The sequence below is a fragment of the Allorhizobium sp. GW101-3B10 genome (assembly GCF_059424725.1).
Genome location: NZ_JBWKZR010000001.1, coordinates 3726153 through 3752532 on the forward strand (window position 1 = coordinate 3726153; position 26380 = coordinate 3752532).

Below are 26380 nucleotides of genomic sequence, written 5' to 3' on the forward strand. Positions count from 1 at the left end.
TCAGACATCCCTCCGCTCGAAATCGATGCGCGGATCGATCCAGGTGTAGATCAGGTCGGAGACCAGGCTGACGACAAGGCCCATGAGCGAGAAGATATAGAGCGTGGCAAAGACGATCGGATAGTCGCGGTTGACGACGGCGAGATAGCCGAGGCGGCCGAGGCCGTCGAGCGAGAAGATGTTCTCGATCAGCAGCGAGCCGGTGAAGAAGGCGGAAATGAAGGCGCCCGGAATGCCGGCGATCACGATCAGCATGGCGTTGCGGAAGACATGACCGTACAGCACCTGCCGCTCGCCCAGCCCCTTGGCGCGGGCGGTGACCACATACTGTTTCTTGATCTCGTCGATGAAGGAGTTCTTGGTGAGAAGCGTGGTGGTGGCGAAGGCGGATAGCAAGAGCGCCGTCAGCGGCAGCGCCAGATGCCAGAAGTAGTCGAGGATCTTCTCCCACCAGGTAAGCTCGGCGAAATTGTCGGAGATCAGGCCGCGCAGCGGGAACCAGTCGAAGAAGGATCCGCCGGCAAACAGCACGATCAGCAGGATGCCGAACAGGAAGCTCGGAACGGCATAGCCGATGACGATGACGCCCGACGTCCAGACGTCGAAGGGGGAGCCGTCCTCCACCGCCTTCTTGATGCCGAGCGGAATGGAGATGGCATAGGAAATGAGGAGAATCCACACGCCGAGCGAGATCGAGACCGGCATCTTCTCGACGATCAGGTCGATGACGCTGGTATTGCGGAAGAAGCTCTCGCCGAAATCGAAGCGGATATAGTTCCACATCATGTCGAGGAAGCGGGTGAGCGGCGGCTTGTCGAAGCCGAACTGTTTTTCCAGCTTGGCGATCAGTTCGGGATCGAGCCCCTGCGCGCCGCGATATTTGGCGTTCATCTCGTCGCCGGCGAATTGCTGGTTGAGCATGTCGCCGCCGCCGGAGAGCCGCTGGTCGGCGCCGTCGCCCTGGCCGGTCAGCTGGGCGATCACCTGCTCGACCGGGCCGCCCGGCGCGAACTGAATGACAAGGAAGGAAATCGCCATGATGCCGACAATGGTCGGGATCATCAGCAGCAGGCGCCTGAGGATATAGGCGCCCATCAGGCATTCGCTCCCGCCAGAAGCGCGCGTGCTCCAAGCATGGTCGTCCTAGCTTCGATCAATCCGTCGATCCCTTCCGGTGTCACCGATTCGTTCCTGTATTCCTAGCCGTTCGAGGCCCGGGCGCAAAGCCCAGGGCTCATTTCGCTTCGGCTTTCGCCCACCAGATGGTCGGGAAGCCGATTGCATAAGTCGGCAATTCTGCCGGATGCTCGAACTTGTCCCAATAGGCGATGCGCGCCGTGCCGCCGTAGTAGAGCGGGATGACGTAGTCGTGGGCGAGCAGCACGCGATCGAGCGCCTTGGTCGCCGCCACGAGATCCTCTCGCCCCTTGGAGAAGATCACCTTGTCGATCAGCGCATCGACGCCGGGATCGGCGATGCCGGCATAGTTGCGCGAGCCTTCGCGATCCTTCGCACTGGTGCCCCAGAAATCGCGCTGCTCGTTGCCGGGATTGAGCGTCTGGGCCCAGACCACCCAGGTCATGTCGTAGTCGAAGCTGCGGGTGCGATTGGCATATTGCGAGTCATCGACGGTACGGACGCGGGCGTCGATGCCGATCTTGCGCAGCGCTTCGCTGTAAGGCACGGCCACGACCTCGAGCATCGGGTTCGACAGCAGGATCTCGAAGCCGAGCGGGGTGCCGGTTGCCGCATTGACCATCCACCCGCCTGTGATCTCATAACCGGCTTCCTTGAGCAGGGCGACGGCCTTGCGCAGGTTGTCGCGCTGCGCTTGTGGGTTGCCACCGACGGGATTGGCGTAAGGCGCGACAAAGACCTCGGCCGGCACCTTGTCCTTGATCTCTTCGAGAATCGCCAGCTCACGGCCTTGCGGAAGATCCTTCGAGGCGAGTTCCGTACCGAAGAAGAAACTGTCGACCCGCTTGTAGGCGCCGTAGAACGCAGTGCGGTTCAGCTCTTCGAAATCGAGCGCGTAGTTCAGTGCCTCGCGCACTCGCTGGTCCTTGAACATTTCGCGCCGCATGTTGGGCACCAAGGCTTGCATGATGCCGGTGGCGCGGTAGGGATTGGGCAGTTCCTCCCGCTTGACGCGGCCATCCTTGACGGCTGGGAAATCATAGGCCGTCGCCCAGCGCGCCGCTTTCGTCTCCATCCAGTAGTCGAAATTGCCGGAGCGGAAAGCCTCGAACTGCACGTCGAGGTCGCCGAACATGGTGTAGCTGAGCGTGGAAAAATTGTTCTGCCCGACATTCACGTTGAGGTCCTTGCCCCAATAGTCGTCGCGCAGTTGGTAGCGAACGGTCGCGCCAGCCTTGAAGTCGGCGATCCTGTAGGGTCCCGATCCCATGACAGGTTCGAGCGTCGTGCGATTGATGTCGCGCGGCTTGCCGTCGGGGCCGGCGCCCTCCCACCAGTGCCTGGGCAGGATGAGGAACTGGCCAAGGATCATAGGCAGCTCGTGATTGTTCTTCTCGTCAAAGCGGAATGTTACGTCGCGCTCCCCCGTCTTCTCCACCGCCACCACATGGCGATAGTAGCTCATGTAGAGGGGATTGAGCTCTTTCGATTTCTCGAAACTGAAAATGACGTCTTCCGGCCTGACCGCCTTTCCGTCCGCCCACTTTGCCTCGGCACGCAGCCTGAAGGTCGCCGACGACACGTCCTCCGGATAGGAGACCCCTTCGGCCAGGAGGCCGTAGGAGGTCGAGATCTCGTCGTCCGCATCCTTCATCAGGGTGTCGAACACCAGGCCGAGCCCGGGTGCGGCCTCTCCCTTTTCGAGGATCGGATTGAAGGTGTCGTAGGTGCCGGTGGCGGCGAGCTTAAGGGTGCCTCCCTTCGGCGCGGCCGGATTGACATAATCGAAGTGCGGGAAACCGGCGGGATACTTCACCTCGCCGGAAAGGGCGACCCCATGGCGCAAGGGCTCGGCGGATTGCGCCGGCTGGCCGATGATGAAAGCCAGACATGACAGAAGGATCCCAACCCGCATTCTCGCCAACCCCATGCAAATCACCCCTCTTTTTTTATGGATACGAAGAACATAAGCCAAACCGCGGCAAAAAACAGACCGGCCTCATGCAAGGCGCAATCAGGTTGCCGGAAAACACGGATTCACCAAAATCCCGTTCCAGAGTATCGTTACGGCAAATCACCCGGACGAGACGGGCGATCCCCGAGGCGGCGGAAGACGGCATGACGATGATGATGGGTAGAGGTTTCAGGGCTCTGGCACAGGGGTTGGCGCTTACGGCGGGGCTCGTGGCGGCGACGACGGGGGGAGCCTCGGCGGAGGGCGCGGCGGCCAAGCAGCTGTTCGGCGGCATGAAACTGCCGTCGCGCGCGGCGCCCACGCCTTACGGTTTCTATTCCAAAGGCTGCATCGCCGGTGCGGTCGCCATTCCCGTGGACGGGCCCACCTGGCAGGCGATGCGCCTTTCGCGCAACCGTCGGTGGGGCCATCCGCAGATGATCTCGCTGCTCGAGCGACTGTCCAGGGATGCGCCGAGCGTCGGATGGCCAGGCATCCTGATCGGTGACGTGTCACAGCCGCGGGGCGGACCGATGCTGACCGGCCATGCCTCGCACCAGATCGGCCTCGATGCCGACATCTGGCTGACGCCCATGCCCGACCGCAGGCTCTCGGCCAAGGAGCGCGAGGACATGCCCTTCACCTCGATGCTGAAGGAGAACAAGTTTCTCACCGTCGACACCAAGCGCTGGACGCCTGCCCATGCAAAGCTGATCATGCTGGCGGCGAGCTATCCTGAGGTCGAGCGCATCTTCGTCAATCCGGCGATCAAGAAGAAGCTATGCGACACCTGGACCGGCGACCGCTCGGCGCTCGGCAAGGTCAGGCCGATCTATGGCCACGACGCGCATTTCCATATCCGCATGGGGTGCCCGGACGGAGCAACTGGCTGCAAGTCCCAGGCAGCCGTCGGGGCCGGGGACGGCTGCGACAAGTCGCTCGCCTGGTGGTTCACCGACGAACCCTGGGCCAAGCCGAAGAAGGACCCGAACGTCAAGCCGCCGAAGCCGCCACGGCCCATGCAGCTCTCCGACATGCCGAAGGCCTGCGCCGCAGTGCTGCAGGCGCCGGCACCCGACAGCGAAATGGCCGCGACCTTCGGCAACACGACCGCCGTGGCCGCCCTGGCCGCCATGCCGGCGAGCGCCAACGACGCCGTTCCCGCCATCGCCGCGCAGATGCCCGAACTGCCGGACGTCGTGCCGATCCCGCTTCCGCGTCCCGCCGGCTACTGAGGCCGACAAACGCGCAGCCGACAGGCTTTTCAAGCGAAGCGTCCTGGGTTAGAAGGCAATCAAATCGATTTAAATCAGGCCGGTACCGACCATGACCCGATGCATCGCCTTGATTGCGCATGACCAGAAGAAGGACGACATGGCGGATTTCGCCGATCGTCACCAGTCGGTTCTGGCCCAGTGGCGGATCGTCGCCACAGGCACGACCGGCGGCCGCATCCAGGCGGCCTGCCCCCATCTCGATGTCACCCGGCTGAAAAGCGGCCCGCTCGGCGGCGACCAGCAGATCGGTGCGATGATCGCCACCGGCGAGGTCGACATGCTGATTTTCTTTGTCGATCCTTTGACATCCATGCCGCATGATGTCGATGTAAAAGCACTGATGCGGCTGGCGACAGTCTACGACATACCGATGGCGCTCAACCGTGCCACGGCCGAAATCCTGATGACCACCCACGCCAACTGAGCGAACCGCCCGACCGCCGCGGCCTCGAACGGAACCGGACATGCCCAAGCCCAACGACAACGACCAGCTGACCTTTCCGATCCTGATCGGCGACATCGGGGGCACGAATGCCCGTTTCTCGATCCTCATCGACGCCTATGCCGAGCCGAAGGCCTTTCCGATCGTGCATACCGCCGATTTCGCCACGATCGACGAGGCGATCCAGACGACCGTGCTCGACAAGACCTCGGTACAGCCGCGCTCGGCGATCCTCGCCATTGCCGGACCGATCAAGGGCGACGAGATCCCGCTCACCAATTGCGACTGGGTGGTCAGGCCGAAGGCGATGATCGCCGATCTCGGCTTCGGCGACGTCATGGTGGTCAACGACTTCGAGGCGCAGGCGCTGGCCGTCGCATCGCTTTCCGAGGAGGACCGCGAGCCGATCGGCGCCGGCAGGACAAGCCCGATCGCATCGCGCGTCGTGCTCGGACCCGGCACCGGGCTCGGTGTCGCCGGCCTGGTACACGCCCAGCATACCTGGTTTCCGGTTCCCGGCGAAGGCGGCCATGTCGATATCGGCCCGCGCAGCGAACGCGACTTCGCCATCTTCCCGCACCTGACGCCGATCGAGGGACGCATCTCGGCCGAGCAGCTGCTGTGCGGCCGCGGCATCGTCAACATCTACCACGCGGTCTGTCTCGCTGACGGTATCGAGCCGAAGTTCACCATCCCCGCCGACATCACCGCCACCGGCCTTTCGGGGGCCGATACCCAGGCCGAGCAGACGATGAGCCTGTTCGTCACCTATCTCGGCAGGCTTGCCGGCGACCTCGCGCTGATCTTCATGGCGCGCGGCGGCGTTTTCCTCTCCGGCGGCATTTCGCAGAAGATCATCCCTGCCCTGAAGCGTCCGGAATTTCGCCAGGCCTTCGAGGACAAGGCGCCCCATAACGGACTGATGAAGGCGATCCCGACCTTTGTCGTCACCCACCCGCTCGCCGCCCTGTCGGGCCTTGCCGCCTTTGCGCGGACCCCGAGCAATTTCGGCCTCGCCACCGAGGGACGGCGCTGGCGCCGCTGACGGCCGCCGCCCGCGCTCGCATTGACTATGGCCAAACGGCGTCCGACTGGCTATAGAGCGGCCAGCGCGGGCCAATGGCGCCCGCCACGGCCCATTTCCACGGGGAATGTCCTTTCTTGAACGCCAGCAGGACCCACAAGATACCGGTCAGCTCGACAAGCGTAACATCGGTACTCAAACGCATCATCGCGGAGAACGGCCGCGATCACGTGCGCGGCTATGCCTTTGCCATCCTCTGTCTGGCGACGGTTGCGCTGACGACCGCGTTTACCGCCTGGATCATGGAAGCGGTGGTCAACGAGGCCTTCGCCAAGCAGCGGGCCGACGTCGTCCTGCTGATCTGCGGCTCCATCCTCGCCGCCTTCATCCTGCGCGGATTTGCCGGCTACGGCCAGGCCGTCACGCTGTCGAAGATCGGCAACAATATCGTGGCGCGCTACCAGCGCCGGCTGTTCTCGCACCTGATGACGCTGTCGCTCGGCTATTTCACGGAATCGCGCTCGGCCCACCTCGCTGCCCAGATCAGCCAGAACATCAACGGTATCCGCGACGTTCTGAACCTCACCGTCACCTCGATGGCGCGCGACCTGCTGACGCTCGTGGCGCTGGTCGGGGTCATGCTGTTCAAGGATCCGGTGCTCACCCTGATCGTCTTCGTCGTGGCCCCGCCCCTGCTCTACGCCCTGCGCTACCTGTCGAAGCGGCTGCGCAGCGCCACCCGGGAATCGGTCATCTTCAACAGCCACGTGCTGGGCGCCATGCAGGAGACCGTCCAGGGGATCGCCATCGTCAAGGCCTTCACCATGGAAGAGGAGCTGGAGCGCAAGGTCCAGGCGACGATCGCGGCTGCCGAAAAGCGCTCCAACCGGATCGCGCGGCTCAGCGAACGCACCTCGCCGCTGACGGAAACCTTTGCCGGCCTGGCGATCTCCAGCGTGCTGGCCTATGCCGCCTTCCGCTCGATCTATGGCGGCGTGCTGCCGGGCGCCTTCTTCTCCTTCGTGGCGGCGCTGCTCATGGCCTACGAGCCGGCCAAGCGGCTTGCCAAGTTGCAGGTGCAGATGGAACGCGCCGTGGTCAATGCGCGGATGATCTACGAAATCCTCGACATGCAGACCCACCAGCGCGACAAGACCGGCGCCGGCGACCTCAAGGTGACCGAGGCGCGTATCGAATTCCGCGGCGTCAAGTTCGCCTATGGCAATGGCGAGGCGGTGCTCAAGGGCATCGACTTCGTCGCCGAGGGCGGCAAGACGACGGCGCTGGTCGGGCCATCGGGCGCCGGCAAGTCGACGGTGATCACGCTCATCCCGCGCTTCTACGACCCTCTCGAGGGCGAGATCCTGATCGACGGGCAGAACATCGCCGACGTCACCAAGGCGTCGCTGCGCAAGCACCTCGCCTATGTCTCGCAGCAGCCCTATCTGTTCGAAGGCACGATCCGCGACAACATCCGCTACGGCCGGCCGGAAGCGACCGACGCCGAGATCGAGGAAGCCGCCCGCCTCGCCTATGCCCACGACTTCATCCTCGCCCAGCCCATGGGTTACGACACCCCCGTCGGTGAGAACGGCGTGACACTCTCCGGCGGCCAGCGCCAGCGGCTGTCGATCGCCCGCGCGCTGGTGCGCAATGCGCCGATCCTGCTGCTCGACGAAGCGACCTCGGCGCTCGACACGGAATCCGAGGCCGCCGTCCAGAAAGCGCTCGACGAGGCCATGACCGGCCGCACCGTGGTCGTCATCGCGCACCGGCTGTCGACCATCCGACGCGCCGACAAGATCATCGTCATGCAGGCCGGAACGATCGCCGAAGAAGGCTCGCATGACGAGCTTGCACAGCGTCCGGACGGGCTTTACGCTCGCCTGAACCAGCTGCAACCCACCGCCACCACGGACGACTTCATCTAAGGACAGCCGATCGCCATGCAGGATGCTATGAAACTTGTCGTGGTGGGAGCCGGGGGCCGAATGGGCCAGACGCTCGCCCGCGTCATCCATGCGAGCGAAGGCGTCGTCCTGCATGCTGCCGTCGCGCGGCGGGGCTCGAACCTGATCGGCCGCGACGCCGGCGAGATCGCCGGCCTCGGCCCGATCGGGGTTGCGATCACCGACGACCCGCTTTCAGCCTTCCTCGATGCCGATGGCGTCATCGACTTCACCTCGCCGCAGACGTCAACGGAATATGCCGGGCTCGCGGCGCAGGCGCGCATCGTCCACGTGCTCGGTACCACCGGCTGCCTGCCGGAGCACGATGCGAAGATCGAGGCGGCTTCCCGCCATGCGCGGATCGTCAAATCCGGCAATATGAGCCTCGGCGTCAACCTGCTCTCCGTGCTCGTGCAGCAGGCCGCCCGCGCGCTCGATGCCGCGGGCTGGGACATCGAGGTGCTGGAGATGCATCATAAGCACAAGGTCGATGCGCCCTCCGGCACGGCGCTTCTTCTCGGCGAGGCGGCCGCGCGCGGCCGCGGCGTGGATCTCTCCTCCCATTCGGTTCGGGTACGCGACGGCCACACCGGAGCGCGCGAACCCGGCTCGATCGGCTTTGCCACGCTGCGCGGCGGCTCGGTGGTCGGCGAACACTCGATCATTCTCGCCGGCGAGGGCGAGTTGGTGACGCTCAGCCACAGCGCCGGCGACCGCTCGATCTTCGCGCGCGGCGCGGTCAAGGCTGCGCTCTGGGCGCGCGACCAGAAACCCGGTCTCTATTCGATGCTCGACGTGCTCGGGCTCTCTTCTTCCATCTGACATCAATGCGGAGGATTTTCCGATGAGTGGTACCCTTGTGCTCGTGCGCCACGGCCAGAGCGAATGGAATTTGAAGAACCTGTTCACCGGCTGGAAGGACCCCGGTCTGACCGAGCTCGGCGTCCAGGAAGCCAATGCCGGTGGCAAGGCGCTTGCCGACTACGGCATCAAGTTCGACATCGCTTTCACCTCGGCGCTGTCGCGGGCCCAGAAGACCTGCCAGATCGTGCTCGACAATGTCGGCCAGCCGAACCTCGAGACGATCCGCGACGAAGCGCTCAACGAGCGCGACTACGGCGATCTGTCGGGCCTCAACAAGGACGACGCCCGCGCCAAGTGGGGTGAGGAACAGGTGCATATCTGGCGCCGCTCCTACGACGTTCCGCCGCCGGGCGGCGAAAGCCTGCGCGACACCGGCGCCCGCGTCTGGCCCTATTACATGACCGAAATCCTGCCGCGCGTGCTCAGGGGCGAAACCGTGCTGGTCGCCGCGCACGGCAATTCTCTGCGCGCGCTGGTCATGGTGCTCGACCGCCTGTCGAAGGAAGAGATCCTCAAGCTCAACCTCGCAACCGGCGTGCCGATGGTCTACAAGCTCAAGGCCGACTCCACCGTGGCGTCGAAGGAAGTGTTGGGCGACATGTCCGGCGCGCACTGAGGCGCCCTCACTCCATCAGTTCGTGATGGTGAACTCGACGCGGTCCGCGGGAAACCGTGTGACCGCGTATTGTATCGGCACACCCTGCATGTCGGTATTGAGCGCGCGGGTCACGAGCACGATCGCGCCCGGCGTCAGCGCCAGTTGCGCGACGTCGTCGGGCTCTGCATGGGTGGCCGAGACTTCCGTGACCGCCCGCAGATAGTCATCCACGCCGTATTCGCGCAATGCGCGGGTGACCGAGCCCGCCCGGCGAAACGCCTCGTCGATCCGCTCGAACCGTTCGGCGGGGAACCAGCTGGTCGAGCGCGACAACGCGCGCCCGTCGGCCTTGCGCAGCACCTCAAGCCGGATGACCGGAGCCTGCGGCTCCAGCGCCAGCCGTTTCGCCACCTCGGTTCCGGCCGCCTCGAGGGCCGACGATAGCAGCAGCCCTTCCAGCCCCCTCGCCTGGTCGCCGATGCCTTCGGTGAAGCGTGTGCGCTTGGCGATCGGGAAGGTGAACTTGTCCTTCCGGTCGATCATCGTGCCACGCCCCTGCACGGCGCGTACGATCCCTTCCTGGCCGAGCGCCGCGAGCGCGCTTCGCACCGTGTGACGGTTGACCCCGAACTGCTCGGCAAGCTGCGTCTCGGGCGGCACCATGCCCGTCGCGTCAAAGTCCCCTTGCGCAATGGAGGCACGGATGCGGTCGGCAATCTGCCGCCACAGCGCCACGCCCTTTTGTCGTTCCATCGATTTCTGCTCAGTCATGTCACACGCTTGTCACGCCCGATTGCTAGCCATAGAGTAACTTGTATGGTTGTCTATATTACTAGACATTTTGAGGCCTGACAATGGAAGCTAGACGGGAAAACGCAGAAATCCAGAAGCCCGAGCGCAAGCGTGTCGTGGACCTGCTGGCGCGCACCGAAATCCAGGACCTGACCCGCGTGTGGGACGGCCTGCCGCAACAGCCCGAGATGCAGATGCTGCGCGGGCCGGAGATCGGGCTCGTCATGGTGCGCGGACGGATCGGCGGCGGCGGCGCGCCCTTCAACCTTGGCGAAGCCACGGTGAGCCGGGCGACCGTGCGGCTGGACAATGGCCTGGTGGGGCATGGCCATGTGCTCGGCGCCAATCTCAAGCGCGCCAAACTCGCGGCCGTCTTCGACGCGCTCTGGCAGGACCCGGCGCATCGCCCCCTGATCGAGGCGCAGCTCCTGCAGCCGGTTGCGGCACGGATTGCCGAAGAGAAGCGGAAGAAATCGGAAGAAGTGGCCGCGACACGCGTCGACTTCTTCACCATGGTGCGGGGAGAGGACTGATGAACCCGAAGATCGAAGCCCTGACCGGCGGTTTCGCCGAACCCGTGCGTCACGCCCAGAGCGTGTTCCGCATGATGATGGACTGCCTGTCGCGGCCAGGAACAATCCAGTCCATCCTGCCGGAAGTCGAACCGCCGAAGCCGTTGGGCGTCGCCGCCGGTGCGATCGCGCTGACGCTCCTTGACCACGACACTCCGGTCTGGCTGACGCCCGGCCTTGCCAAGTCGGCAGTGGCGGAGTGGATCGGCTTCCACACCGGCGCCCCGTTCACCCGGGAGAAATCGGAAGCACGCTTTGCCTTCGCCGAGGCCGGCGCGGCGTTCTCCTCCTTCGGCCTTTTCGCCACCGGCACCCAGGAATATCCCGACCGCTCGACGACCATCGTGCTGGAGGTGACGAGCCTCGAAAAGGGGCAGGCTCTCACACTCTCCGGTCCCGGCATCCGGCACAGCGCGACCATCGCACCGCTCGGCCTGCCCGAGATGTTTCTCAGGCAATGGGCCGACAATCGCGCCCATTTTCCGCGCGGCGTCGACGTCGTGCTGACGGCCGGGCACCAGATGCTCGGCCTGCCGCGCACCTGCAAGATCACGCCCAAGGAGGTTTGAGACCATGTATGTTGCCGTCAAGGGCGGGGAAGCCGCCATCGACAATGCACATCGACTGCTGGCCGACCGTCGGCGCGGCGACCGTTCGTTGCCGGCGCTGACCATCGACCAGATCGTCGAACAACTCGGCCTCGCCGTCGATCGCGTCATGGCGGAAGCCTCGCTGTTCGACCGGGCGCTGGCAGCGCTCGCCGTCAAGCAGGCGCGCGGCGACATGATCGAGGCGATCTTCCTGCTGCGCGCCTATCGCACCACCCTGCCGCGTTTCGGCTATAGCGTGCCGCTCGACACCGGCCGCATGCAGATCGACCGGCGGATTTCGGCGACCTACAAGGACCTGCCCGGCGGCCAGCTGCTGGGGCCGACCTTCGACTATACCCACCGTCTGCTCGACACGTCGCTGCTCGAAGACGGCGCGGTTGCCCAGCCGGCACATAAGGAGCCGCTCGGCGAGGCGGTGATGCGCGTCTCCGAGATTCTGGCCGAGGAAGGCTTGATCGAGGCGGACGGCGACATGCCCGAGGATCACCTCGCCGGCGACATCACCCGCGAGCCGATTGAGTTTCCGATGGAACGTGACACGCGGCTGCAGGCGCTTGCCCGCGGCGACGAGGGTTTTCTGCTGGCGCTCGCCTATTCGACCCAGCGCGGCTATGGCCGGACCCATCCCTTCGTCGGCGAAATCCGCATCGGCGAAGTCGAAGTGGAACTGGAGGTTGCGGAACTCGGGTTTGCCGTTTCTCTCGGCGACATCCGCGTCACCGAATGCCAGATGGTCAACCAGTTCAAGGGATCGGCCAAGGCGCCGCCGCAGTTCACGCGCGGCTACGGCCTGGTGTTCGGGCAGAGCGAACGCAAGGCGATGGCCATGTCGCTGGTCGACCGGGCCCTGCGCGCCACGGAGTTCGGCGAGGACATCGTCGCCCCGGCACAGGACGAGGAGTTCGTCATTTCACATTCCGACAACGTGCAGGCGACCGGCTTCGTCGAGCACCTGAAGCTTCCGCACTATGTCGACTTCCAGGCCGAACTCGATCTCGTGCGCCGCATGCGCGGCGAATTCGAGACGTCCCGTCGCAATGGCCAGATGAACCAGGCCGAGGCGGCGGAATGACACGGTTTCACTCAATCGCGGTGCTGCGCGCTGAACCAGTAAGCGCTGCCGACGGTCGAAGCGATCATGACCGTAACGATGATCGTGAGCATGACACTGACTTCCATATCCAGTACCTCCTTCTGATCCAGGACAACGCCCGATGACGCAGGAAGTTTCGCAGTATTCAGGTCTGGCGAGCTATAATTTCGCCTATCTGGACGAACAGACCAAGCGGATGATCCGCCGCGCGATCCTGAAGGCGATCGCCATTCCCGGCTACCAGGTGCCCTTCGCATCCCGTGAAATGCCCATGCCCTATGGCTGGGGTACGGGCGGTGTGCAGGTGACCGCCTCGATCATCGGCCAGGAAGACGTGCTGAAGGTGATCGACCAGGGGGCCGACGACACGACCAATGCCGTCTCCATCCGCGCTTTCTTCCAGAAGGTCGCCAACGTCGCCGTGACCACCCACACGCGGGACGCGACGATCATCCAGACACGCCACCGCATCCCGGAAGAAAAGCTCAGGGAAAACCAGGTGCTGGTCTACCAGGTGCCGATCCCGGAACCCCTGCGCTTCCTGGAGCCGCGCGAGACCGAGACGCGCAAGATGCATGCGCTCGAGGAATACGGCCTCATGCACGTCAAGCTCTACGAGGACATCGCCAAGAACGGCCGCATCGCCACGACCTATGCCTATCCGGTGAAGGTCGCCGGCCGCTACGTCATGGACCCCTCGCCGACGCCGAAATTCGACAATCCGAAGATGCACATGTCGGAGGCGCTGCAGCTGTTCGGCGCGGGCCGCGAGAAGCGCATCTACGCGGTCCCGCCCTTCACCGAAGTGGTGAGCCTCGATTTCGAAGACCATCCCTTCGAGATCCAGACCTTCGACAAGCCCTGCGCGCTCTGCGGCGCCGAGCAGGTCTATCTCGACGAAGTCATTCTCGACGACAAGGGCGGGCGCATGTTCGTCTGCTCCGACACCGATCACTGCGAGGAACGCCGCGAGCATGGCCATGTGGGCCATCTGGGCGTGGCAAAGGAGGCCGCCGAATGAGCGACACGCCGCTTCTCAAGGTCCGCGACCTTTCAAAATTCTACGGCAAGCGCATCGGCTGCAGCAATGTCGCCTTCGAACTCTGGCCCGGCGAGGTGCTGGCGATCGTCGGCGAGTCGGGCTCCGGCAAGACGACGCTGCTGAATTGCCTGTCCACCCGGCTGATGCCGACCACCGGCAGCGTCGAATACCACATGCGTGACGGCGGCTACCGCGACCTCTATCACATGAGCGAGGCCGAGCGGCGCTTCCTGATGCGCACCGACTGGGGCTTCGTCCACCAGAACCCGGCCGACGGCCTGCGCATGACGGTGTCGGCCGGCGCCAACGTCGGCGAGCGGCTGATGGCCATCGGGAACCGGCACTACGGCAATATCCGCCGCACGGCCAGCGACTGGCTGGAACGGGTGGAGATCAGCACCGACCGCATCGACGACCAGCCGCGCGCCTTTTCCGGCGGCATGCGCCAGCGCCTGCAGATCGCCCGCAACCTGGTGACCGGCCCGCGCCTGGTCTTCATGGACGAGCCGACCGGCGGTCTCGACGTTTCGGTGCAGGCGCGCCTGCTCGACCTGGTGCGCGGCCTTGTCAACGATCTTGGCCTGTCGGCCATCGTCGTCACCCACGATCTCGCGGTGGCACGCCTACTGTCGCACCGGATGATGGTGATGAAGGATGGCTACGTGATCGAGCAGGGCCTGACCGACCGCGTGCTCGACGACCCGCGCGAGCCCTATACCCAGCTGCTCGTCTCTTCGATCCTGCAAGTCTGAAGCCTTCAAGAGGAAATCCCCATGGCCACGCCCCTCGTCGTCTCGGAAGTCTCCAAGAGCTTCACCATGCACCTGCGCGACGGCCTCCGCCTTCCGGTGGTCGCCAACGTCTCCTTCTCGGTCGCCTCGGGCGAATGCGTCGTGCTCGGCGGTCCGTCGGGCATCGGCAAGAGCTCGATCCTGAAAATGCTCTACGGCAACTATGCCGTGGATGCCGGCCAGATCCTGATCGAGCACAAGGACCGTATCATCGACATTGCCAGCGCCGACCCGCGCTCCGTGCTGGAAGTCCGCCGCGCCACGCTCGGTTATGTCAGCCAGTTCCTGCGCACCGTGCCGCGCGTCGCCACCATCGACGTGGTTGCCGAGCCGCTGGTCGCCCGCGGCATTGCAGCAGAACAGGCGCGCGAGCGCGCCGCAGAACTGCTGGAAAATCTCAATCTGCCGCGTGATCTCTGGCAGCTGCCGCCCGCCACCTTCTCCGGCGGCGAGCAGCAGCGCGTCAACATCGCCCGCGGCTTCATCACCGATCACCGCATCCTGCTGCTCGATGAACCGACAGCCTCGCTCGATGCCGCCAACCGCGCCGTCGTGGTCGAGATGATCCGCGCCAAGAAGGCGGCGGGCGTGGCGTTGCTCGGCATCTTCCACGACGAGGAAGTGCGCGAGGCTGTCGCCGACCGCGTTCTCGACGTCTCGCAGTTCTCACCCCGGAAGGTTGCCGCATGACCCGGAAACTCGGGCTTGAGCCATACATCCACGAAAGCGCCAGCGTGTCGAATTCGACGCTCGGCCGCTATACCGAGGTTTCCGAGCGCTGCCGTCTCGAGGAGGTCGTCATGGGCGACTATTCCTACATCATGCAGGACGGCTCGGTGTGGTGCGCGCAGATCGGTAAGTTCGCCAATATCGCGGCGGCCGTGCGCATCAACGCCACCAACCACCCGACCTGGCGCGCGACCCTGCACCATTTCACCTATCGCGCCGCGGACTATTTCGAGGGCGCCGAGAACGATCACGACTTCTTCGAATGGCGCCGGGAGAACCGCGTCACGATCGGCCATGACGTGTGGATCGGCCATGGCGCGACGGTGCTGCCCGGCGTCGCGGTCGGCAACGGCGCGGTGATCGGCGCCGGCGCCGTCGTGTCGAAGGACGTCGCCCCCTACACGATCGTCGGCGGGGTTCCGGCTAGGCTGATCCGCGAACGCTTTGCGGCGGAGACGGCCGCCCGCATGGAAAGCCTCTCCTGGTGGGACTGGGACCACGACCGGCTGTTTGCCGCGCTCGCCGATTTCCGTGCCTTGGAGGCGGAGGAGTTCGTCGAGAAATATTCCTGATCGTCGTTTCTCTTCAGTGCCTTACACGATTTTACATTTCCTACACAAATCTGACATTCGTGCTTCATGGGTGCTCGCTAAAGCCTGTTTCGACCCCACGGACATGACGTCGAAAGAACAGACATGAAATTCCAGCTGAAGAATGTCACCCGCAAGTTCGGCCAGCATCTCGCCGTCGATGGCGTGAATGTCGACATCGAACGGGGCGAGATGGTCGGCGTCATCGGCCGCTCCGGCGCGGGCAAGTCCACCCTGCTGCGGATGATCAACCGGCTTGTCGATCCAACATCCGGCTCGATCCATTTCGGCGACGTCGAGGTCTCGGCCCTCAAGGGTGCGGGCCTGCGCAACTGGCAGCGCGACTGCGCGATGATCTTCCAGCAGTTCAACCTTGTGCCGCGTCTCGACGTCCTGACCAATGTGCTGCTCGGCCGCCTCAACCATCGCCCGACCGCGCTCAGCATCCTCAACATCTTCTCCCGCGAGGAGCGCATCATGGCGATCGCCGCGCTCGAGCGCCTCGGCATCGAGCAGACGGCGCTTCAGCCGGCCGGCACGTTGTCGGGCGGCCAGCAGCAGCGCGTCGCGATCGCCCGCGCCCTGATGCAGGGCCCCAAGGTCGTGCTGGCCGACGAGCCGATCGCCTCGCTCGATCCGCTCAACGCCAAGATCGTCATGGACGCTCTGCGCGACATCAACGAGCGCGACGGCATCACCGTCGTCACCAACCTGCATACGCTCGACACGGCGCGCAACTACTGCTCGCGCATCATCGGCATGGCACAGGGCCGCGTCGTGTTTGACGGCACGCCGGACCGGCTGACCGCCGAAACGGTCCAGGAAATCTACGGCTCCGACAGCCATGGCGCCGGCATCGACGAGAGCATGACCTCGACGAGCATCCGAATCCCCAGCGCCGCGGCCCTGTCCGGCGTTCCCGCATCCCCCGGTTTCAGGACCCTGGCCGTCGCCGAAGCCTGAGATCACGACGATCGACCGCCCGCGTGAAGGGCACTTCATTGATCAGAAAAGGTTCCGGCCCGCCCGGACAACAGGAGAGAAACTCATGCTGAAGAAGACCCTTCTTGCCGCCGTGGCGCTCGTGTCGCTCGCCGGCGTCGCCGCAGCCGAAGACCTCAAGGAATTCCGCATCGGCATTCTGGGCGGCGAAAACGAAGCCGACCGCCTGCGCAACTTCCAGTGCATGACCGAAAAGCTGCCGTCGGTTCTCGGCGTCGAAAAGGTCTCGCTGTTCCCGGCCGCCGACTATGACGGCGTCGTCCAGGGCCTCCTTGGCGGCACGCTCGACTATGCCGAACTCGGCGCCTCGGCTTTCGCCAAGGTCTATCTCGCCAAGGCCGACGCCGTCGAGCCGATCCTGACCACGGTTCAGACCGACGGTTCGACCGGCTACTACTCGATCATGGTCGCCCGCAAGGACTCGGGCATCACCAAGCTCGAAGACATGAAGGGCAAGAAGCTCGGCTTCGCCGACCCGGACTCCACCTCCGGCTACCTCGTACCGCTGGTCACCCTTCCCGAAGCCGTCGGCGGCCCGGTCAAGGAATTCTTCGGCGAGACCGGTTTCGGCGGCGGCCATGAGAACCTCGTCCTCGAAGTGCTCAAGGGCACCTTCGTTGCCGGCACCACCTGGGGTTCGGGCGTTGGCGAGTTCAAGGACGGCTATACCTCGGGCAACCTGAAGAAGATGGTCGACAAGGGCATCCTGAACATGGACGACCTCGTCGAACTCTGGAAGTCCCCGCTGATCCCGAACGGCCCGGTCGTCGTCCGCGCTTCGATGAACGAAGACATGAAGACCAAGTTCAAGACCTTCATGATGGAACTGCCGAAGTCCGACCCGGCCTGCTTCTCGGCCATCCAGGGCGGTGACTTCACCGGCTTCACGGAAGTCAACGTCGACTTCTACAAGCCCATCATCGACGCCCGCAAGGCCACCATCGGCGGCTGATCCGCATCCATGAACGGGAAACGCCGGACGACTGATCGTCCGGCGTTTTTCTTGGGGCGAGCCGGCTCGCCTGTCCTGCCGCAAGGGGAAAGACATGACGTTTTCGACAACGCCTTTGCTGGGCGAGAACGGTTCGCTCGTCGAGCGCCACTGGCAACAGCTCGCGGCGAAGCGTCGCCTCTATTCCCTCTTCGGCCTGGGGCTGTTTCTTGTCGTGGTCAGCGGCTCGCTCTGGTTCGCCAACGAGACCAATTCCGGCAAGTTTTTCGACCGTATCCCGTATTTCTTCGATTTCATCGAAGACCTCCTGCCGCGCGACGGCATGGAGGTTTTCCGCGCTCTTTTCGACCTGCCCTCGCCCTATGACGACGGCAGCATGAAATACAACTATCCGGAGGGCCGTCTCTACATCACCGAGGCCCTCTACATACCCGAATACATTCACAAGATGGTCGAGACGGTCAACATCGCCATCCTGTCGACCCTGATCGGCCTGCTGATCGGTTTCTGCCTGTCGTTTCTCGCCGCCCGCAACATGATGACGAACCCGTGGATCCGTGGCACCGCCCGGCGCATCATGGAACTGCTGCGCGCCTTTCCCGAGGTCGTCATCGCCGGCTTCTTCCTGGCCGTCTTCTCGCTCGGGCCCATCCCGGCGATCATCGCCGTGTCGATCCACACGATCGGCGCGCTCGGCAAGATGTTCTTCGAGGTCATCGAGAATGCCGACATGAAACCGGATGAAGGGCTGAAGGCGGTTGGTGCCAACTGGTTCGAGCGCGTCTGGTTCGGCATGGTGCCGCAGGTCATGCCGAACTTCATGAGCTATTTCCTGCTGCGGCTCGAGATCAACGTGCGCGCCTCGACCATCATCGGCGCGGTCGGCGGCGGCGGCATCGGCGAGCTGCTTCGGCTTTCGATCGGCCAGGGCCATGAAGCCAAGACCCTGGCGATCGTGCTGCTGCTTCTGTGCACCATCATCGCCGTCGACCAGTTTTCCGCCTGGCTGCGCCGCAAGCTTGTCGGCGAGCAGGCCTTCCAGACCATCCAGTGAGGGCCACGTCCATGCAAACCATGAACATGAACGACCTGGAGGCGATCGCCGCCCGCCATCCCGGCATCCTGCAGCGGTCCGTCTGGCAGCGTTTCAAGATCGGCTTCATCGCCGGCGGCGTCATTCTCTATCTCGTCTTCGCCTGGTGGTTCTTTTCGATCGGCAAGGTCGTTTCCAACGCCAACTGGTCGATCGCCGGCTCCTACCTCGCCGACTGGGTTTCCTATGAGGTCCGCCCGGACATTTCGATCGCCGAAGACGGGGCGATGGAGATCACCTATCCCCGCTTCGACCCGCTCGGCCCCAATGCCAATCCGGACTGGCTGAAGGCCACGCGGGAAACCGTGAGCCGCACTGCGGCTGCACCTGCGGCTCCCAGCGCCGCAGCCGCGGCACCGGCAAAGTCCTCGAGTTTCAGCTTCATGGCGCCGGCGGCGACCACAGCCAAGGCCGACGCGGACGCACAGGAAGCGATCGCTCCGCAAGTCCGGCAGGAAGAGATCGTCACCCAGGCCCTGGTGGAGATGGGCACTGCCCGCACGGTCGAGATCATGCCCGACCGGGTCGTGCTGGTGCGGGACGGCGAGACCGTCATGCTGGATCTCGACGGAGCTCGCGATACCGTCGTTGCCACGGCGGCGCTTCCCGACTGGGCCGAACAGCGCCAGCCCGGGGCAAAGGTGGTCGCAAGCTTCGGCATGTCAGGCTGGGTCGAGATCCAGGCGGACAAGGTCAAGATCCGCAAGCGCTTCTTCGGCTGGGAGAATTTCTTCTTCGACACCAACTCCGCCTTCTTCGACAAGAGCCTCGGCGAAGTCGCAGGATTGGTCTTCTCCGGCGAACGGCTCGATCCGGCACGCAGCAATCTCTCGCTCGCCTGGAACGACATTCTCTACAATCCGTCGTGGCAGCATCTCGACGTCTGGACGAAGATGCTGCAGACCATCGTCATGGCGTTCATCGGCACGCTCTTCGCCTCGATCGTCGCTTTTCCGCTGTCCTTCATCGCCGCGCGCAACATCCTGCGCAACGGCTTCGTGAACCAGCTGACCAAGCGGTTCTTCGACTTCCAGCGCTCGGTCGACATGCTGATCTGGGCGCTGTTCTTCACCCGCGCGTTCGGTCCGGGGCCGCTCGCCGGCATGTCGGCGATCTTCTTCACCGACACCGGGACGCTCGGCAAACTCTATTCGGAGGCGCTGGAGAACATCGACGACAAGCAGCGTGAAGGCGTCAAGTCCGTCGGCGCGGCGCCGCTCGCCGTGCAGCGCTTTGGCGTTCTGCCGCAGGTCCTGCCGCTCTTTGCATCGCAGGCACTGTATTTCTGGGAATCCAACACTCGCTCGGCCACCATCATCGGCGCCGTCGGCGCCGGCGGTATCGGCCTGAAGCTCTGGGAAGCCATGCGGACGAATTCCGACTGGGAGAATGTCGCCTATATGGTCGTCCTGATCCTGATCGTCGTCTTCGTCTTCGACGGCATCTCGAATGCGCTGCGCTCGCGCCTGATGGGGACGCGGCACTGATTTCGAAGGCCACAGCCTAGCCGCATCATCAATCTGTCATGGTGTTCGGCTAGCGACACCGACTTGCAGTTTGCCCCGCTGCCGCATCATGGTGGGGCGAACAAGAAAATCGAGGATTTGCCGTCTTGCGCTACGCGCTCTATTTCACGCCCCCCGCCGGTGATCTCCTGACACGAAGCGCTGCGGCCTGGCTCGGCCGCGACGCCTTCTCCGGCGAGACCCTCGCGGTCGAGGAGACGGGACCCTTCCCGGCAGAGACGTTTGGCGCGCTGACCGAGGATCCCCGGCGCTACGGATTTCATGCGACGATCAAGGCGCCCTTCGAACTGGCCCAAGACCAGACCGAAGACATGCTGATCGAACGCTACCATGAATTTTGCGCCTCCCGTGCAGCCTTCGACATACCCTCGATCGTGGTCGGTCAGCTCGGTCCGTTCTTTGCACTGATCCCTGCCGAGACGCACCCGCCGCTGCAGGACTTTGCCGCTGCCGTGGTCGAGGCCTTCGAACCATTCCGTGCGCCGCTCAGCGAGGCCGACATTGCCCGGCGCAAGCCCGAGCGGCTCAGCGAGGCGCAGCGCGCGCACCTGCTGCGCTGGGGCTATCCTTACGTCATGGAGGAATTCCGCTTCCACATGACGCTGACCGGCCCGATCGAGCCCACGCAGGCGGAGACGATGCGCCAGCTGACCACCGCGCGCTTCGCCGCCTTCACCGACAAACCGCTCCGCATTTCCGGCCTCGCGCTCTTCGTTGAGCGGGAACGGGGCGCGCCCTTCACCGTCCACGCCTGGCAGCCGCTCACCGGCGCCTGAACCATCGAAAGTCGATCGCATGTCCGCCGAGACCATTCTTTCCAATGCCCGCATCGTTCTTGAAAACCAAGTCGTCGAAGGCTCCGTCCAGATCCGCGACGGCCGGATCGTCGACATTTCGGAGGGCCCGATGCGCACCGGCGAGGATTTCGGCGGCGACTACCTGATCGCCGGTCTTGTCGAGCTTCACACCGACCACCTCGAATCGCACTACTCGCCACGCCCGGGCGTGCGGTGGAACAAGACCTCGGCGATCCAGGCGCATGACGCCCAGGTGGCCACCGCCGGCATTACCACCGTGTTCGACTGCCTGCGCATGGGCTCGGACGAGGACGGCGGCTTCAGCCAGGGCGAGATGCGCGAGATGGCCGACGCCATCCAGGCGGCCGAGCGCGAGGACCGCCTGAGGGCGGAACATCTGATCCATCTGCGCTGCGAGGTTTCGGCCGCCGACGTGCTCGACCATTTCGCCGATTTCGAAACCGATCCCTATGTGCGACTGGTCTCGCTGATGGACCATGCGCCGGGGCAGCGGCAGTTCCAAACGATGGACCAGTACACGCTCTACTACAAGACGAAGCGCGGCCTGTCGGAAGAGGCCTTCGCCCATTTCGTCGCCCGCCGACAGGAATCCTCGGCGAAATACGCGGCCCCCCACCGCGATGCCCTGGCACGCGTCTGTGCCGCGCGCGGCATCACGGTCGCCAGCCATGACGACGCGACACTCGACCATGTCGAGGAGGCCAAGGGCTATGGGGTGCGGCTCGCCGAGTTCCCGACCAGCCTCGAGGCGGCGGATGCCTCCCACCAGGCCGGCATGAGCGTGCTGATGGGTGCGCCGAACGTGGTGCGCGGCAAGTCGCATTCCGGCAATATCGCCGCGCGCGATCTCGCCAGCCGTGGCGTGCTGGACGTGCTGTCCTCCGACTACGTGCCGCTCAGCCTGCTGCATGCACCCTTCGTGCTGGCGGATGATTTCGACGGCATCAGCCTGCCGCAGGCGCTTGCCATGGTCACCTCGACGCCGGCGCGGACCGTCGGCCTTAATGATCGCGGCCGTATCGCCCCGGGCCTTCGCGCCGACCTCGTTCGCGTGCGGCGCGACGACGGCGTTCCGGTGGTGCGGTCGGTCTGGCGCGAAGGGCGCAGGGTCGCCTGATGGACAACGATCCCGCAATAGCGCGAAAGAAGAGCAAGACCGGCACCATGGTGGCGGTCGTCGGCCCAAGCGGCGCCGGCAAGGACAGCCTCATCCATATCGCCATGACGCATTTTGCCGGACGTCCCGACGTGGACTTCGTCCAGCGGGTGATCACCCGGCCCGCCGACGCGGGCGGAGAGCAGCACCTCGGCGTCTCGTCCGAGGAGTTCAAGGCCATGCGTGAGCAGGGCGCGTTCTCGGTGGATTGGGACGCGCATGGGCTGAGCTACGGCATTCCGGCCTCGGTGCATGAGAAGCTGGCGCTCGGCCATCTGGTGATCGCCAACGGCTCGCGTTCGGCGCTGCCGCACTGGGCCAAGGCCTTTCCCTCGTTGCTGGTCATCAACGTCACGGCGTCGCCGGAAGTGCTCGCCGAACGGCTGGTCGCCCGCGGTCGTGAAAGCCGCGAGGAGATCCTCGAGCGGCTGAAGCGCGGTTCGCTGACCGTCGAGGGCGACTACGACGTGGTCGACATCGACAATAGCGGTTCACTGGCAGACGCAGGCGCGAGGTTCATCTCGACGCTCGAAGCAGCCCTGGTGCGCCGCGCCAGCGCCTGATCCCAAAATCTCAGCCGGCTTCGCCGATGCGCTCGACCGAGGCGAGCAGCGCGGCGGCATGCGACAGGGCCGTCGTCGCCGCCTCGATCATCTGCGGCAGGATCAGCCATTCGAGCGTCCAGGCGCTGCCGGAGCGCTCCTGCTCATGCACCAGCGCCTGATGCAGGCAGGCGACCTGGATGGCGTTGTAGCGCGCCAGCGTCACCAGCACCTCGGCCAGAACCGGATTGCGCTTGTGCGGCATGGCCGAGGATCCGCCGCCGCCGGACAGCTCGATCTGGTCGACACCGTTCTGAGCCATCAGGGCGATGTCCATGCCCATCTTGCCGAGTGCGCCGGTGATGCGCGACAGGAAGGATGCGAAGTCGGCGATCCGGTCGCGATCCGTGTGGGGCACGTAGGACGGCACCGCAAGCCCGAGTTCCGTCGCAAGGCTCGCCCGAACCGGGTCGATCCTGTCACCGAATTTTTCCGCCGTGCCGGCAGCTCCCGCCAAAGACAGGATGAGCAACCGATCGGCCATGGCAGGAAGGGCCGCCGCAAGCTGCACCACGGCCTTGCGCCAGACCAGGAGCCTGTCGCCGACGTCGATCACGATCGCCGCCTGCATACGGGACCGCGCCATCAGCGGCCGGTCTCCGAAGCGTTCGATGAGATCGGCGAGACAGCTGTCGACCAGTTCGAACCGGCGTTGCAGCATCGCGAAGACCGGCTTCAGCTTCAATGCGAGGGCAGTGTCGATCACATCCTGCGTCGTCGCGCCGAAGTGGAGCGCGGATGCCGCGTTGCCGCCGATCGCTTCGCGCATCTGCGCGACCAGATCGGGGACAGGGACACCGTCCCTGAGCGTCGCCTGGGTCAGGCGCGCCATGTCGGGCGCGAATTGCCCGAGTGACGTGCCGATCGCGGCGGCGTCCTTCGCATCGATCAACCCATGAGAAGCTTCGACACGAGCGAGCGCCACCTCGAAGGCGAGCATTGCGGCGAGATCCGCCTTCTCCCCGAGTATGTCGGCGATCTCGGCGTCGCCGAGCAGACGGGCATGGTAAGGCAGGAATGTCAGCGCCATGGCTCAGACTCGCTCCAGCGCTACGGCAATGCCCTGGCCGACGCCGATGCACATGGTGGACAGAGAATAGCGGCCGCCGGTAAGCGACAGTTCGAGCGCCGCCGTGCCGGTGATGCGGGCGCCAGACATGCCGAGCGGATGGCCAAGGGCGATCGCCCCACCATTCCTGTTAACCCGCGGGTCGTCGTCTGCGATGCCCAGCAGCCGCAGGGTCGCCAGGCCCTGGGAGGCGAAGGCCTCGTTGAGTTCGATGACGTCGAACTGTTCTTGGCGCAGGCCGAGGCGGGCCAGCAGCTTCTGCGATGCCGGCGCCGGGCCGATGCCCATGATCCGCGGCGGGACGCCGGCAACGGCGCCGCCGAGAACCCGGGCGATCGGGGTCAGGCCATGCCTTTTCGCCGCTGCTTCCGATGCAACGATCAGCGCAGCCGCGCCATCGTTCACGCCCGAGGCATTGCCGGCCGTCACCGTGCCGCCTTCCCGCTTGAACGGGGTGCCGAGCTTGGCAAGCGTCTCGATGGTGGTCGCGCGCGGATGTTCATCGCGATCGACGACGACGGCGTCGCCCTTGCGCTGGGGAATGGTCACCGGGGTTATCTCCTTTGCCAGCCGCCCGTTCTGCTGGGCAGCCGAGGCCCTGGCCTGGGAGCGGACGGCAAAGGCGTCCTGGTCCTCGCGGCTGACATGATAGTCTTCCGCAACGTTCTCGCCGGTCTCGGGCATCGAGTCGACACCGTACTGCTTCTTCATCAAAGGGTTGACGAAGCGCCAGCCGATGGTCGTGTCGTGGATCTCGGCATGGCGTGAAAAGGCGGTCTCGGCCTTGGGCATGACGAAGGGCGCGCGCGACATGCTTTCAACGCCCCCGGCGATCATCAGCTCCGCCTCGCCCGCCTTGATGGCGCGTGCTGCGGTGATCACGGCATCCATGCCCGAGCCGCACAGGCGGTTGATCGTGGTTCCGCCGAGACTGACCGGCAACCCGGCGAGCAGCAGCGACATGCGGGCGACGTTGCGATTGTCCTCGCCTGCCTGGTTGGCGCAGCCGAAGATGACATCGTCAACGGCTTCGAAATCGAGGCCGCCATGCCGGGCCATCAAGGCTCTCAGCGGCACCGCGCCGAGATCGTCAGCGCGCACCGACGAGAGCGAACCGCCGAACCGGCCGATCGGGGTGCGGACATAATCGCAGATGAAGGCTTCGGTCATCAGATCATCCTTGCAGTTCGGGTACGACGAGCTCGGCCACCGGACCGTCGACATGCAGCCCTGCGCCCGTCATCGCCTGAAGCTCCTCCATCGACATGCCGGCGAGCTTCTCGCGCACCACGAAGCGGCCCTTCACGATATCGATGACCGCGTGGCTCGTATAGACACGCGTGATACAGCCGACACCGGTCAGCGGGAAGGCGCATTTCTCCACGAGCTTGGGTTCGCCCTTCTTCGTGACATGCTCGGTGATGACGAAGACCTGCTTTGCGCCATGCACGAGGTCCATCGCTCCGCCGACGGCGGGCACACCCTTGGAGCCGACGCGCCAATTGGCCAGATCGCCGTTCTGGGCCACCTGGTAGGCGCCGAGGATGGCGACGTCGAGGTGTCCGCCGCGGACCATGGCGAAGCTGTCGGCATGATGGAAGAAGGAGGCGCCGGGCTTCAGCGTCACGGCCTTCTTGCCGGCATTGATCAGGTCCCAGTCCTCTTCTCCGGGCGGTGGCGGCTCGCCGAAATTGAGGATGCCGTTTTCCGTATGGAAGATCGCCTCGCGGCCCGGAGGCTGGTAGCGGGCGACCATTTCGGGAAATCCGATGCCGAGATTGACATAGGCGCCGTCGGCAATGTCCTGGGCGGCACGCCAGGCGATCTGGGCGTTGGAGAGCTTGATGTCTTCGCGCGTGTCGACGGTCATACGTAGGCCACTCCGGCTCGAATGAGCTCTTCTTCCTGCTGCGGATGCGGGATCTCCACGACCGAATTCACGAAGATCCCGGGTGTGATGACATGTTCCGGATCGATGCCTCCGGCGGGCACCAGCCTCGATACCTGGGCGATCGTCCTGGCGGCGGCCATGCACATCAGCGGATTGAAATTGCGACCGGCCTTGTTGTAGGTGAGGTTGCCATGGGTATCGCCGATCTCGCCCTTGACGATGGCGAAGTCGGCTTTCAGCCAGCGCTCCTGCACATAGGGACGGCCATCGAACTCGGCGATCGGCTTGCCCTCGGCGAGCTCCGTGCCGTAGGCGGTCGGCGTATAGAAAGCCGGAATGCCGGCACCACCCGCCCTGATCCGCTCGGCGAGCGTTCCCTGGGGGACAAGTTCGAGTTCGATCTCGCCGACGAGATAGCGGTCGGTGAATGCCCGCGGATCGGACGAGCGCGGAAACGAGCAGACCATCTTGCGGACCATGCCCGCATCGATCATCGCGGCGATGCCGATGCGTCCGTTGCCGGCATTGTTGTTGATGACGGTCAGATCCTTTGGCCCCTTGTCGATCAGGGCATGGATCAGCTCGATCGGCGCGCCGGACCCGCCGAAGCCGCCGATCATCACGGTCGCTCCATCGCCGATATCGGCCACGGCCGCAGCCGCGTCTGAAACTGTCTTGTCCATGTGCACCTCCGTAGCGGCTCGGCGAGCCATGCCCGCCGACGACATCGGCAAAAGAAGTAAGCGGACCAAGGCTCGACGGCAACCAGTTTGTGCGTTATATGACATTTGTTCGTATATCGCACG

At 64.6% G+C, this 26380-nt stretch carries 27 protein-coding genes; 20 read left to right on the top strand and 7 right to left on the bottom strand.

The genetic code is table 11. The annotated features are described in order from the left end of the window. Entirely contained in the window at nt 1-1095 is a 1095-nt protein-coding gene (locus tag AC07Y0_RS18475) for a microcin C ABC transporter permease YejB (protein WP_498679167.1), read from the bottom strand. A gap of 139 nt (nt 1096-1234) precedes the next feature. Then, nucleotides 1235-3067: an extracellular solute-binding protein gene (locus AC07Y0_RS18480; RefSeq protein ID WP_498679168.1), complete on the bottom strand. Its 1833-nt coding sequence runs from the start codon at nt 3065-3067 to the stop codon at nt 1235-1237. A 194-nt stretch (nt 3068-3261) separates the two neighbouring features. Between AC07Y0_RS18480 and mepA the strand changes: the two genes are divergently transcribed. From mepA to AC07Y0_RS18510, 6 genes are all read left to right on the top strand, one after another. Further along, a complete protein-coding gene (mepA, locus tag AC07Y0_RS18485) occupies nt 3262-4326 on the top strand; it encodes a penicillin-insensitive murein endopeptidase (RefSeq protein ID WP_498680276.1) in 1065 nt (354 codons plus the stop codon). A 91-nt stretch (nt 4327-4417) separates the two neighbouring features. Next, on the top strand, nt 4418-4792 hold the full coding sequence (locus tag AC07Y0_RS18490) for a methylglyoxal synthase (protein WP_498679169.1): 375 nt from the start codon (nt 4418-4420) through the stop codon (nt 4790-4792). 40 nt (nt 4793-4832) lie between these two features. Next, entirely contained in the window at nt 4833-5855 is a 1023-nt protein-coding gene (locus AC07Y0_RS18495; RefSeq protein ID WP_498679170.1) for a glucokinase, read from the top strand. Between the two features lie 74 nt (nt 5856-5929). Next, on the top strand, nt 5930-7765 hold the full coding sequence (locus tag AC07Y0_RS18500) for an ABC transporter ATP-binding protein (RefSeq protein WP_498679171.1): 1836 nt from the start codon (nt 5930-5932) through the stop codon (nt 7763-7765). A 15-nt stretch (nt 7766-7780) separates the two neighbouring features. Continuing rightward, complete coding sequence (gene dapB / locus AC07Y0_RS18505) at nt 7781-8605, top strand: 4-hydroxy-tetrahydrodipicolinate reductase (RefSeq protein ID WP_498679172.1); 825 nt, start codon at nt 7781-7783, stop codon at nt 8603-8605. A gap of 22 nt (nt 8606-8627) precedes the next feature. Continuing rightward, nucleotides 8628-9263, top strand: coding sequence for a 2,3-bisphosphoglycerate-dependent phosphoglycerate mutase (locus AC07Y0_RS18510; RefSeq protein ID WP_498679173.1), 636 nt, complete (start codon nt 8628-8630; stop codon nt 9261-9263). A 15-nt stretch (nt 9264-9278) separates the two neighbouring features. Here AC07Y0_RS18510 and phnF read toward each other — a convergent pair whose 3' ends face one another. After that, a complete protein-coding gene (gene phnF, locus AC07Y0_RS18515) occupies nt 9279-10016 on the bottom strand; it encodes a phosphonate metabolism transcriptional regulator PhnF (RefSeq protein ID WP_498679174.1) in 738 nt (245 codons plus the stop codon). 83 nt (nt 10017-10099) lie between these two features. Here phnF and phnG point away from each other — a divergent pair, with 83 nt between their 5' ends. From phnG to phnN, 14 genes are all read left to right on the top strand, one after another. Continuing rightward, a complete protein-coding gene (gene phnG / locus AC07Y0_RS18520) occupies nt 10100-10570 on the top strand; it encodes a phosphonate C-P lyase system protein PhnG (protein WP_498679175.1) in 471 nt (156 codons plus the stop codon). Beyond that, the gene (phnH, locus tag AC07Y0_RS18525; protein WP_498679176.1) at nt 10570-11178 is read left to right on the top strand and encodes a phosphonate C-P lyase system protein PhnH; all 609 of its coding nucleotides are present in this window, start codon (nt 10570-10572) and stop codon (nt 11176-11178) included. The genes phnG and phnH overlap by 1 nt, the downstream gene beginning before the upstream one ends. 4 nt (nt 11179-11182) lie before the next feature. Next, nucleotides 11183-12292: a carbon-phosphorus lyase complex subunit gene (locus AC07Y0_RS18530; RefSeq protein WP_498679177.1), complete on the top strand. Its 1110-nt coding sequence runs from the start codon at nt 11183-11185 to the stop codon at nt 12290-12292. Between the two features lie 142 nt (nt 12293-12434). Then, nucleotides 12435-13334 (top strand): alpha-D-ribose 1-methylphosphonate 5-phosphate C-P-lyase PhnJ, encoded by a 900-nt coding sequence (locus tag AC07Y0_RS18535; RefSeq protein ID WP_498679178.1) that lies wholly within the window; start codon nt 12435-12437, stop codon nt 13332-13334. Continuing rightward, nucleotides 13331-14107 carry a phosphonate C-P lyase system protein PhnK gene (gene phnK / locus AC07Y0_RS18540; RefSeq protein WP_498679179.1) on the top strand — a complete coding sequence of 259 codons (777 nt, stop codon included), beginning with the start codon at nt 13331-13333 and terminating at the stop codon, nt 14105-14107. The genes AC07Y0_RS18535 and phnK overlap by 4 nt, the downstream gene beginning before the upstream one ends. 21 nt (nt 14108-14128) lie before the next feature. Continuing rightward, complete coding sequence (phnL, locus tag AC07Y0_RS18545) at nt 14129-14836, top strand: phosphonate C-P lyase system protein PhnL (protein ID WP_498679180.1); 708 nt, start codon at nt 14129-14131, stop codon at nt 14834-14836. Continuing rightward, nucleotides 14833-15447 carry a DapH/DapD/GlmU-related protein gene (locus AC07Y0_RS18550; RefSeq protein ID WP_498679181.1) on the top strand — a complete coding sequence of 205 codons (615 nt, stop codon included), beginning with the start codon at nt 14833-14835 and terminating at the stop codon, nt 15445-15447. Before phnL ends, AC07Y0_RS18550 begins: the two co-directional genes overlap by 4 nt. Nucleotides 15448-15570: 123 nt before the next feature. Further along, complete coding sequence (gene phnC, locus AC07Y0_RS18555; protein WP_498679182.1) at nt 15571-16428, top strand: phosphonate ABC transporter ATP-binding protein; 858 nt, start codon at nt 15571-15573, stop codon at nt 16426-16428. 85 nt (nt 16429-16513) lie between these two features. Then, the gene (phnD, locus tag AC07Y0_RS18560; protein WP_498679183.1) at nt 16514-17419 is read left to right on the top strand and encodes a phosphonate ABC transporter substrate-binding protein; all 906 of its coding nucleotides are present in this window, start codon (nt 16514-16516) and stop codon (nt 17417-17419) included. A 94-nt stretch (nt 17420-17513) separates the two neighbouring features. Then, on the top strand, nt 17514-18473 hold the full coding sequence (gene phnE, locus AC07Y0_RS18565; RefSeq protein ID WP_498679184.1) for a phosphonate ABC transporter, permease protein PhnE: 960 nt from the start codon (nt 17514-17516) through the stop codon (nt 18471-18473). 11 nt (nt 18474-18484) lie between these two features. Next, nucleotides 18485-19999: a phosphonate ABC transporter, permease protein PhnE gene (phnE, locus tag AC07Y0_RS18570; protein ID WP_498679185.1), complete on the top strand. Its 1515-nt coding sequence runs from the start codon at nt 18485-18487 to the stop codon at nt 19997-19999. Between the two features lie 125 nt (nt 20000-20124). Continuing rightward, nucleotides 20125-20814: a DUF1045 domain-containing protein gene (locus AC07Y0_RS18575; protein ID WP_498679186.1), complete on the top strand. Its 690-nt coding sequence runs from the start codon at nt 20125-20127 to the stop codon at nt 20812-20814. A 19-nt stretch (nt 20815-20833) separates the two neighbouring features. Beyond that, entirely contained in the window at nt 20834-21973 is a 1140-nt protein-coding gene (locus tag AC07Y0_RS18580) for an alpha-D-ribose 1-methylphosphonate 5-triphosphate diphosphatase (RefSeq protein WP_498679187.1), read from the top strand. Next, nucleotides 21973-22575: a phosphonate metabolism protein/1,5-bisphosphokinase (PRPP-forming) PhnN gene (phnN, locus tag AC07Y0_RS18585; RefSeq protein ID WP_498679188.1), complete on the top strand. Its 603-nt coding sequence runs from the start codon at nt 21973-21975 to the stop codon at nt 22573-22575. Before AC07Y0_RS18580 ends, phnN begins: the two co-directional genes overlap by 1 nt. 10 nt (nt 22576-22585) lie before the next feature. On the opposite strand, the gene AC07Y0_RS18590 is transcribed toward phnN, so the two are convergent. From AC07Y0_RS18590 to AC07Y0_RS18605, 4 genes are read right to left on the bottom strand one after another with little or no spacing between them, the layout of a single operon-like run. Then, entirely contained in the window at nt 22586-23644 is a 1059-nt protein-coding gene (locus AC07Y0_RS18590; protein WP_498679189.1) for a 3-carboxy-cis,cis-muconate cycloisomerase, read from the bottom strand. Between the two features lie 3 nt (nt 23645-23647). Continuing rightward, nucleotides 23648-24853, bottom strand: a complete 1206-nt coding sequence (gene pcaF, locus AC07Y0_RS18595; protein ID WP_498679190.1) for a 3-oxoadipyl-CoA thiolase — start codon at nt 24851-24853, stop codon at nt 23648-23650. A gap of 4 nt (nt 24854-24857) precedes the next feature. Continuing rightward, nucleotides 24858-25553, bottom strand: coding sequence for a CoA transferase subunit B (locus AC07Y0_RS18600; protein WP_498679191.1), 696 nt, complete (start codon nt 25551-25553; stop codon nt 24858-24860). After that, entirely contained in the window at nt 25550-26257 is a 708-nt protein-coding gene (locus AC07Y0_RS18605; RefSeq protein ID WP_498679192.1) for a 3-oxoacid CoA-transferase subunit A, read from the bottom strand. Before AC07Y0_RS18605 ends, AC07Y0_RS18600 begins: the two co-directional genes overlap by 4 nt. Nucleotides 26258-26380 lie beyond the last annotated feature (123 nt).

Coding starts and splice junctions, on each gene's coding strand:
- AC07Y0_RS18480 (WP_498679168.1), bottom strand. CDS start 3,067: ATGGGGTTGGCGAGAATGCGGGTTGGGATCCTTCTGTCATGTCTGGCT.
- dapB (WP_498679172.1), top strand. CDS start 7,781: ATGCAGGATGCTATGAAACTTGTCGTGGTGGGAGCCGGGGGCCGAATG.
- AC07Y0_RS18550 (WP_498679181.1), top strand. CDS start 14,833: ATGACCCGGAAACTCGGGCTTGAGCCATACATCCACGAAAGCGCCAGC.
- phnG (WP_498679175.1), top strand. CDS start 10,100: ATGGAAGCTAGACGGGAAAACGCAGAAATCCAGAAGCCCGAGCGCAAG.
- AC07Y0_RS18510 (WP_498679173.1), top strand. CDS start 8,628: ATGAGTGGTACCCTTGTGCTCGTGCGCCACGGCCAGAGCGAATGGAAT.
- phnE (WP_498679184.1), top strand. CDS start 17,514: ATGACGTTTTCGACAACGCCTTTGCTGGGCGAGAACGGTTCGCTCGTC.
- AC07Y0_RS18500 (WP_498679171.1), top strand. CDS start 5,930: ATGGCGCCCGCCACGGCCCATTTCCACGGGGAATGTCCTTTCTTGAAC.
- phnK (WP_498679179.1), top strand. CDS start 13,331: ATGAGCGACACGCCGCTTCTCAAGGTCCGCGACCTTTCAAAATTCTAC.
- AC07Y0_RS18495 (WP_498679170.1), top strand. CDS start 4,833: ATGCCCAAGCCCAACGACAACGACCAGCTGACCTTTCCGATCCTGATC.
- AC07Y0_RS18590 (WP_498679189.1), bottom strand. CDS start 23,644: ATGGCGCTGACATTCCTGCCTTACCATGCCCGTCTGCTCGGCGACGCC.
- phnE (WP_498679185.1), top strand. CDS start 18,485: ATGCAAACCATGAACATGAACGACCTGGAGGCGATCGCCGCCCGCCAT.
- phnC (WP_498679182.1), top strand. CDS start 15,571: ATGAAATTCCAGCTGAAGAATGTCACCCGCAAGTTCGGCCAGCATCTC.
- mepA (WP_498680276.1), top strand. CDS start 3,262: ATGATGATGGGTAGAGGTTTCAGGGCTCTGGCACAGGGGTTGGCGCTT.
- AC07Y0_RS18535 (WP_498679178.1), top strand. CDS start 12,435: ATGACGCAGGAAGTTTCGCAGTATTCAGGTCTGGCGAGCTATAATTTC.
- phnD (WP_498679183.1), top strand. CDS start 16,514: ATGCTGAAGAAGACCCTTCTTGCCGCCGTGGCGCTCGTGTCGCTCGCC.
- AC07Y0_RS18530 (WP_498679177.1), top strand. CDS start 11,183: ATGTATGTTGCCGTCAAGGGCGGGGAAGCCGCCATCGACAATGCACAT.
- phnH (WP_498679176.1), top strand. CDS start 10,570: ATGAACCCGAAGATCGAAGCCCTGACCGGCGGTTTCGCCGAACCCGTG.
- phnF (WP_498679174.1), bottom strand. CDS start 10,016: ATGACTGAGCAGAAATCGATGGAACGACAAAAGGGCGTGGCGCTGTGG.
- phnN (WP_498679188.1), top strand. CDS start 21,973: ATGGACAACGATCCCGCAATAGCGCGAAAGAAGAGCAAGACCGGCACC.
- AC07Y0_RS18580 (WP_498679187.1), top strand. CDS start 20,834: ATGTCCGCCGAGACCATTCTTTCCAATGCCCGCATCGTTCTTGAAAAC.
- AC07Y0_RS18605 (WP_498679192.1), bottom strand. CDS start 26,257: ATGGACAAGACAGTTTCAGACGCGGCTGCGGCCGTGGCCGATATCGGC.
- AC07Y0_RS18600 (WP_498679191.1), bottom strand. CDS start 25,553: ATGACCGTCGACACGCGCGAAGACATCAAGCTCTCCAACGCCCAGATC.
- phnL (WP_498679180.1), top strand. CDS start 14,129: ATGGCCACGCCCCTCGTCGTCTCGGAAGTCTCCAAGAGCTTCACCATG.
- pcaF (WP_498679190.1), bottom strand. CDS start 24,853: ATGACCGAAGCCTTCATCTGCGATTATGTCCGCACCCCGATCGGCCGG.
- AC07Y0_RS18490 (WP_498679169.1), top strand. CDS start 4,418: ATGACCCGATGCATCGCCTTGATTGCGCATGACCAGAAGAAGGACGAC.
- AC07Y0_RS18475 (WP_498679167.1), bottom strand. CDS start 1,095: ATGGGCGCCTATATCCTCAGGCGCCTGCTGCTGATGATCCCGACCATT.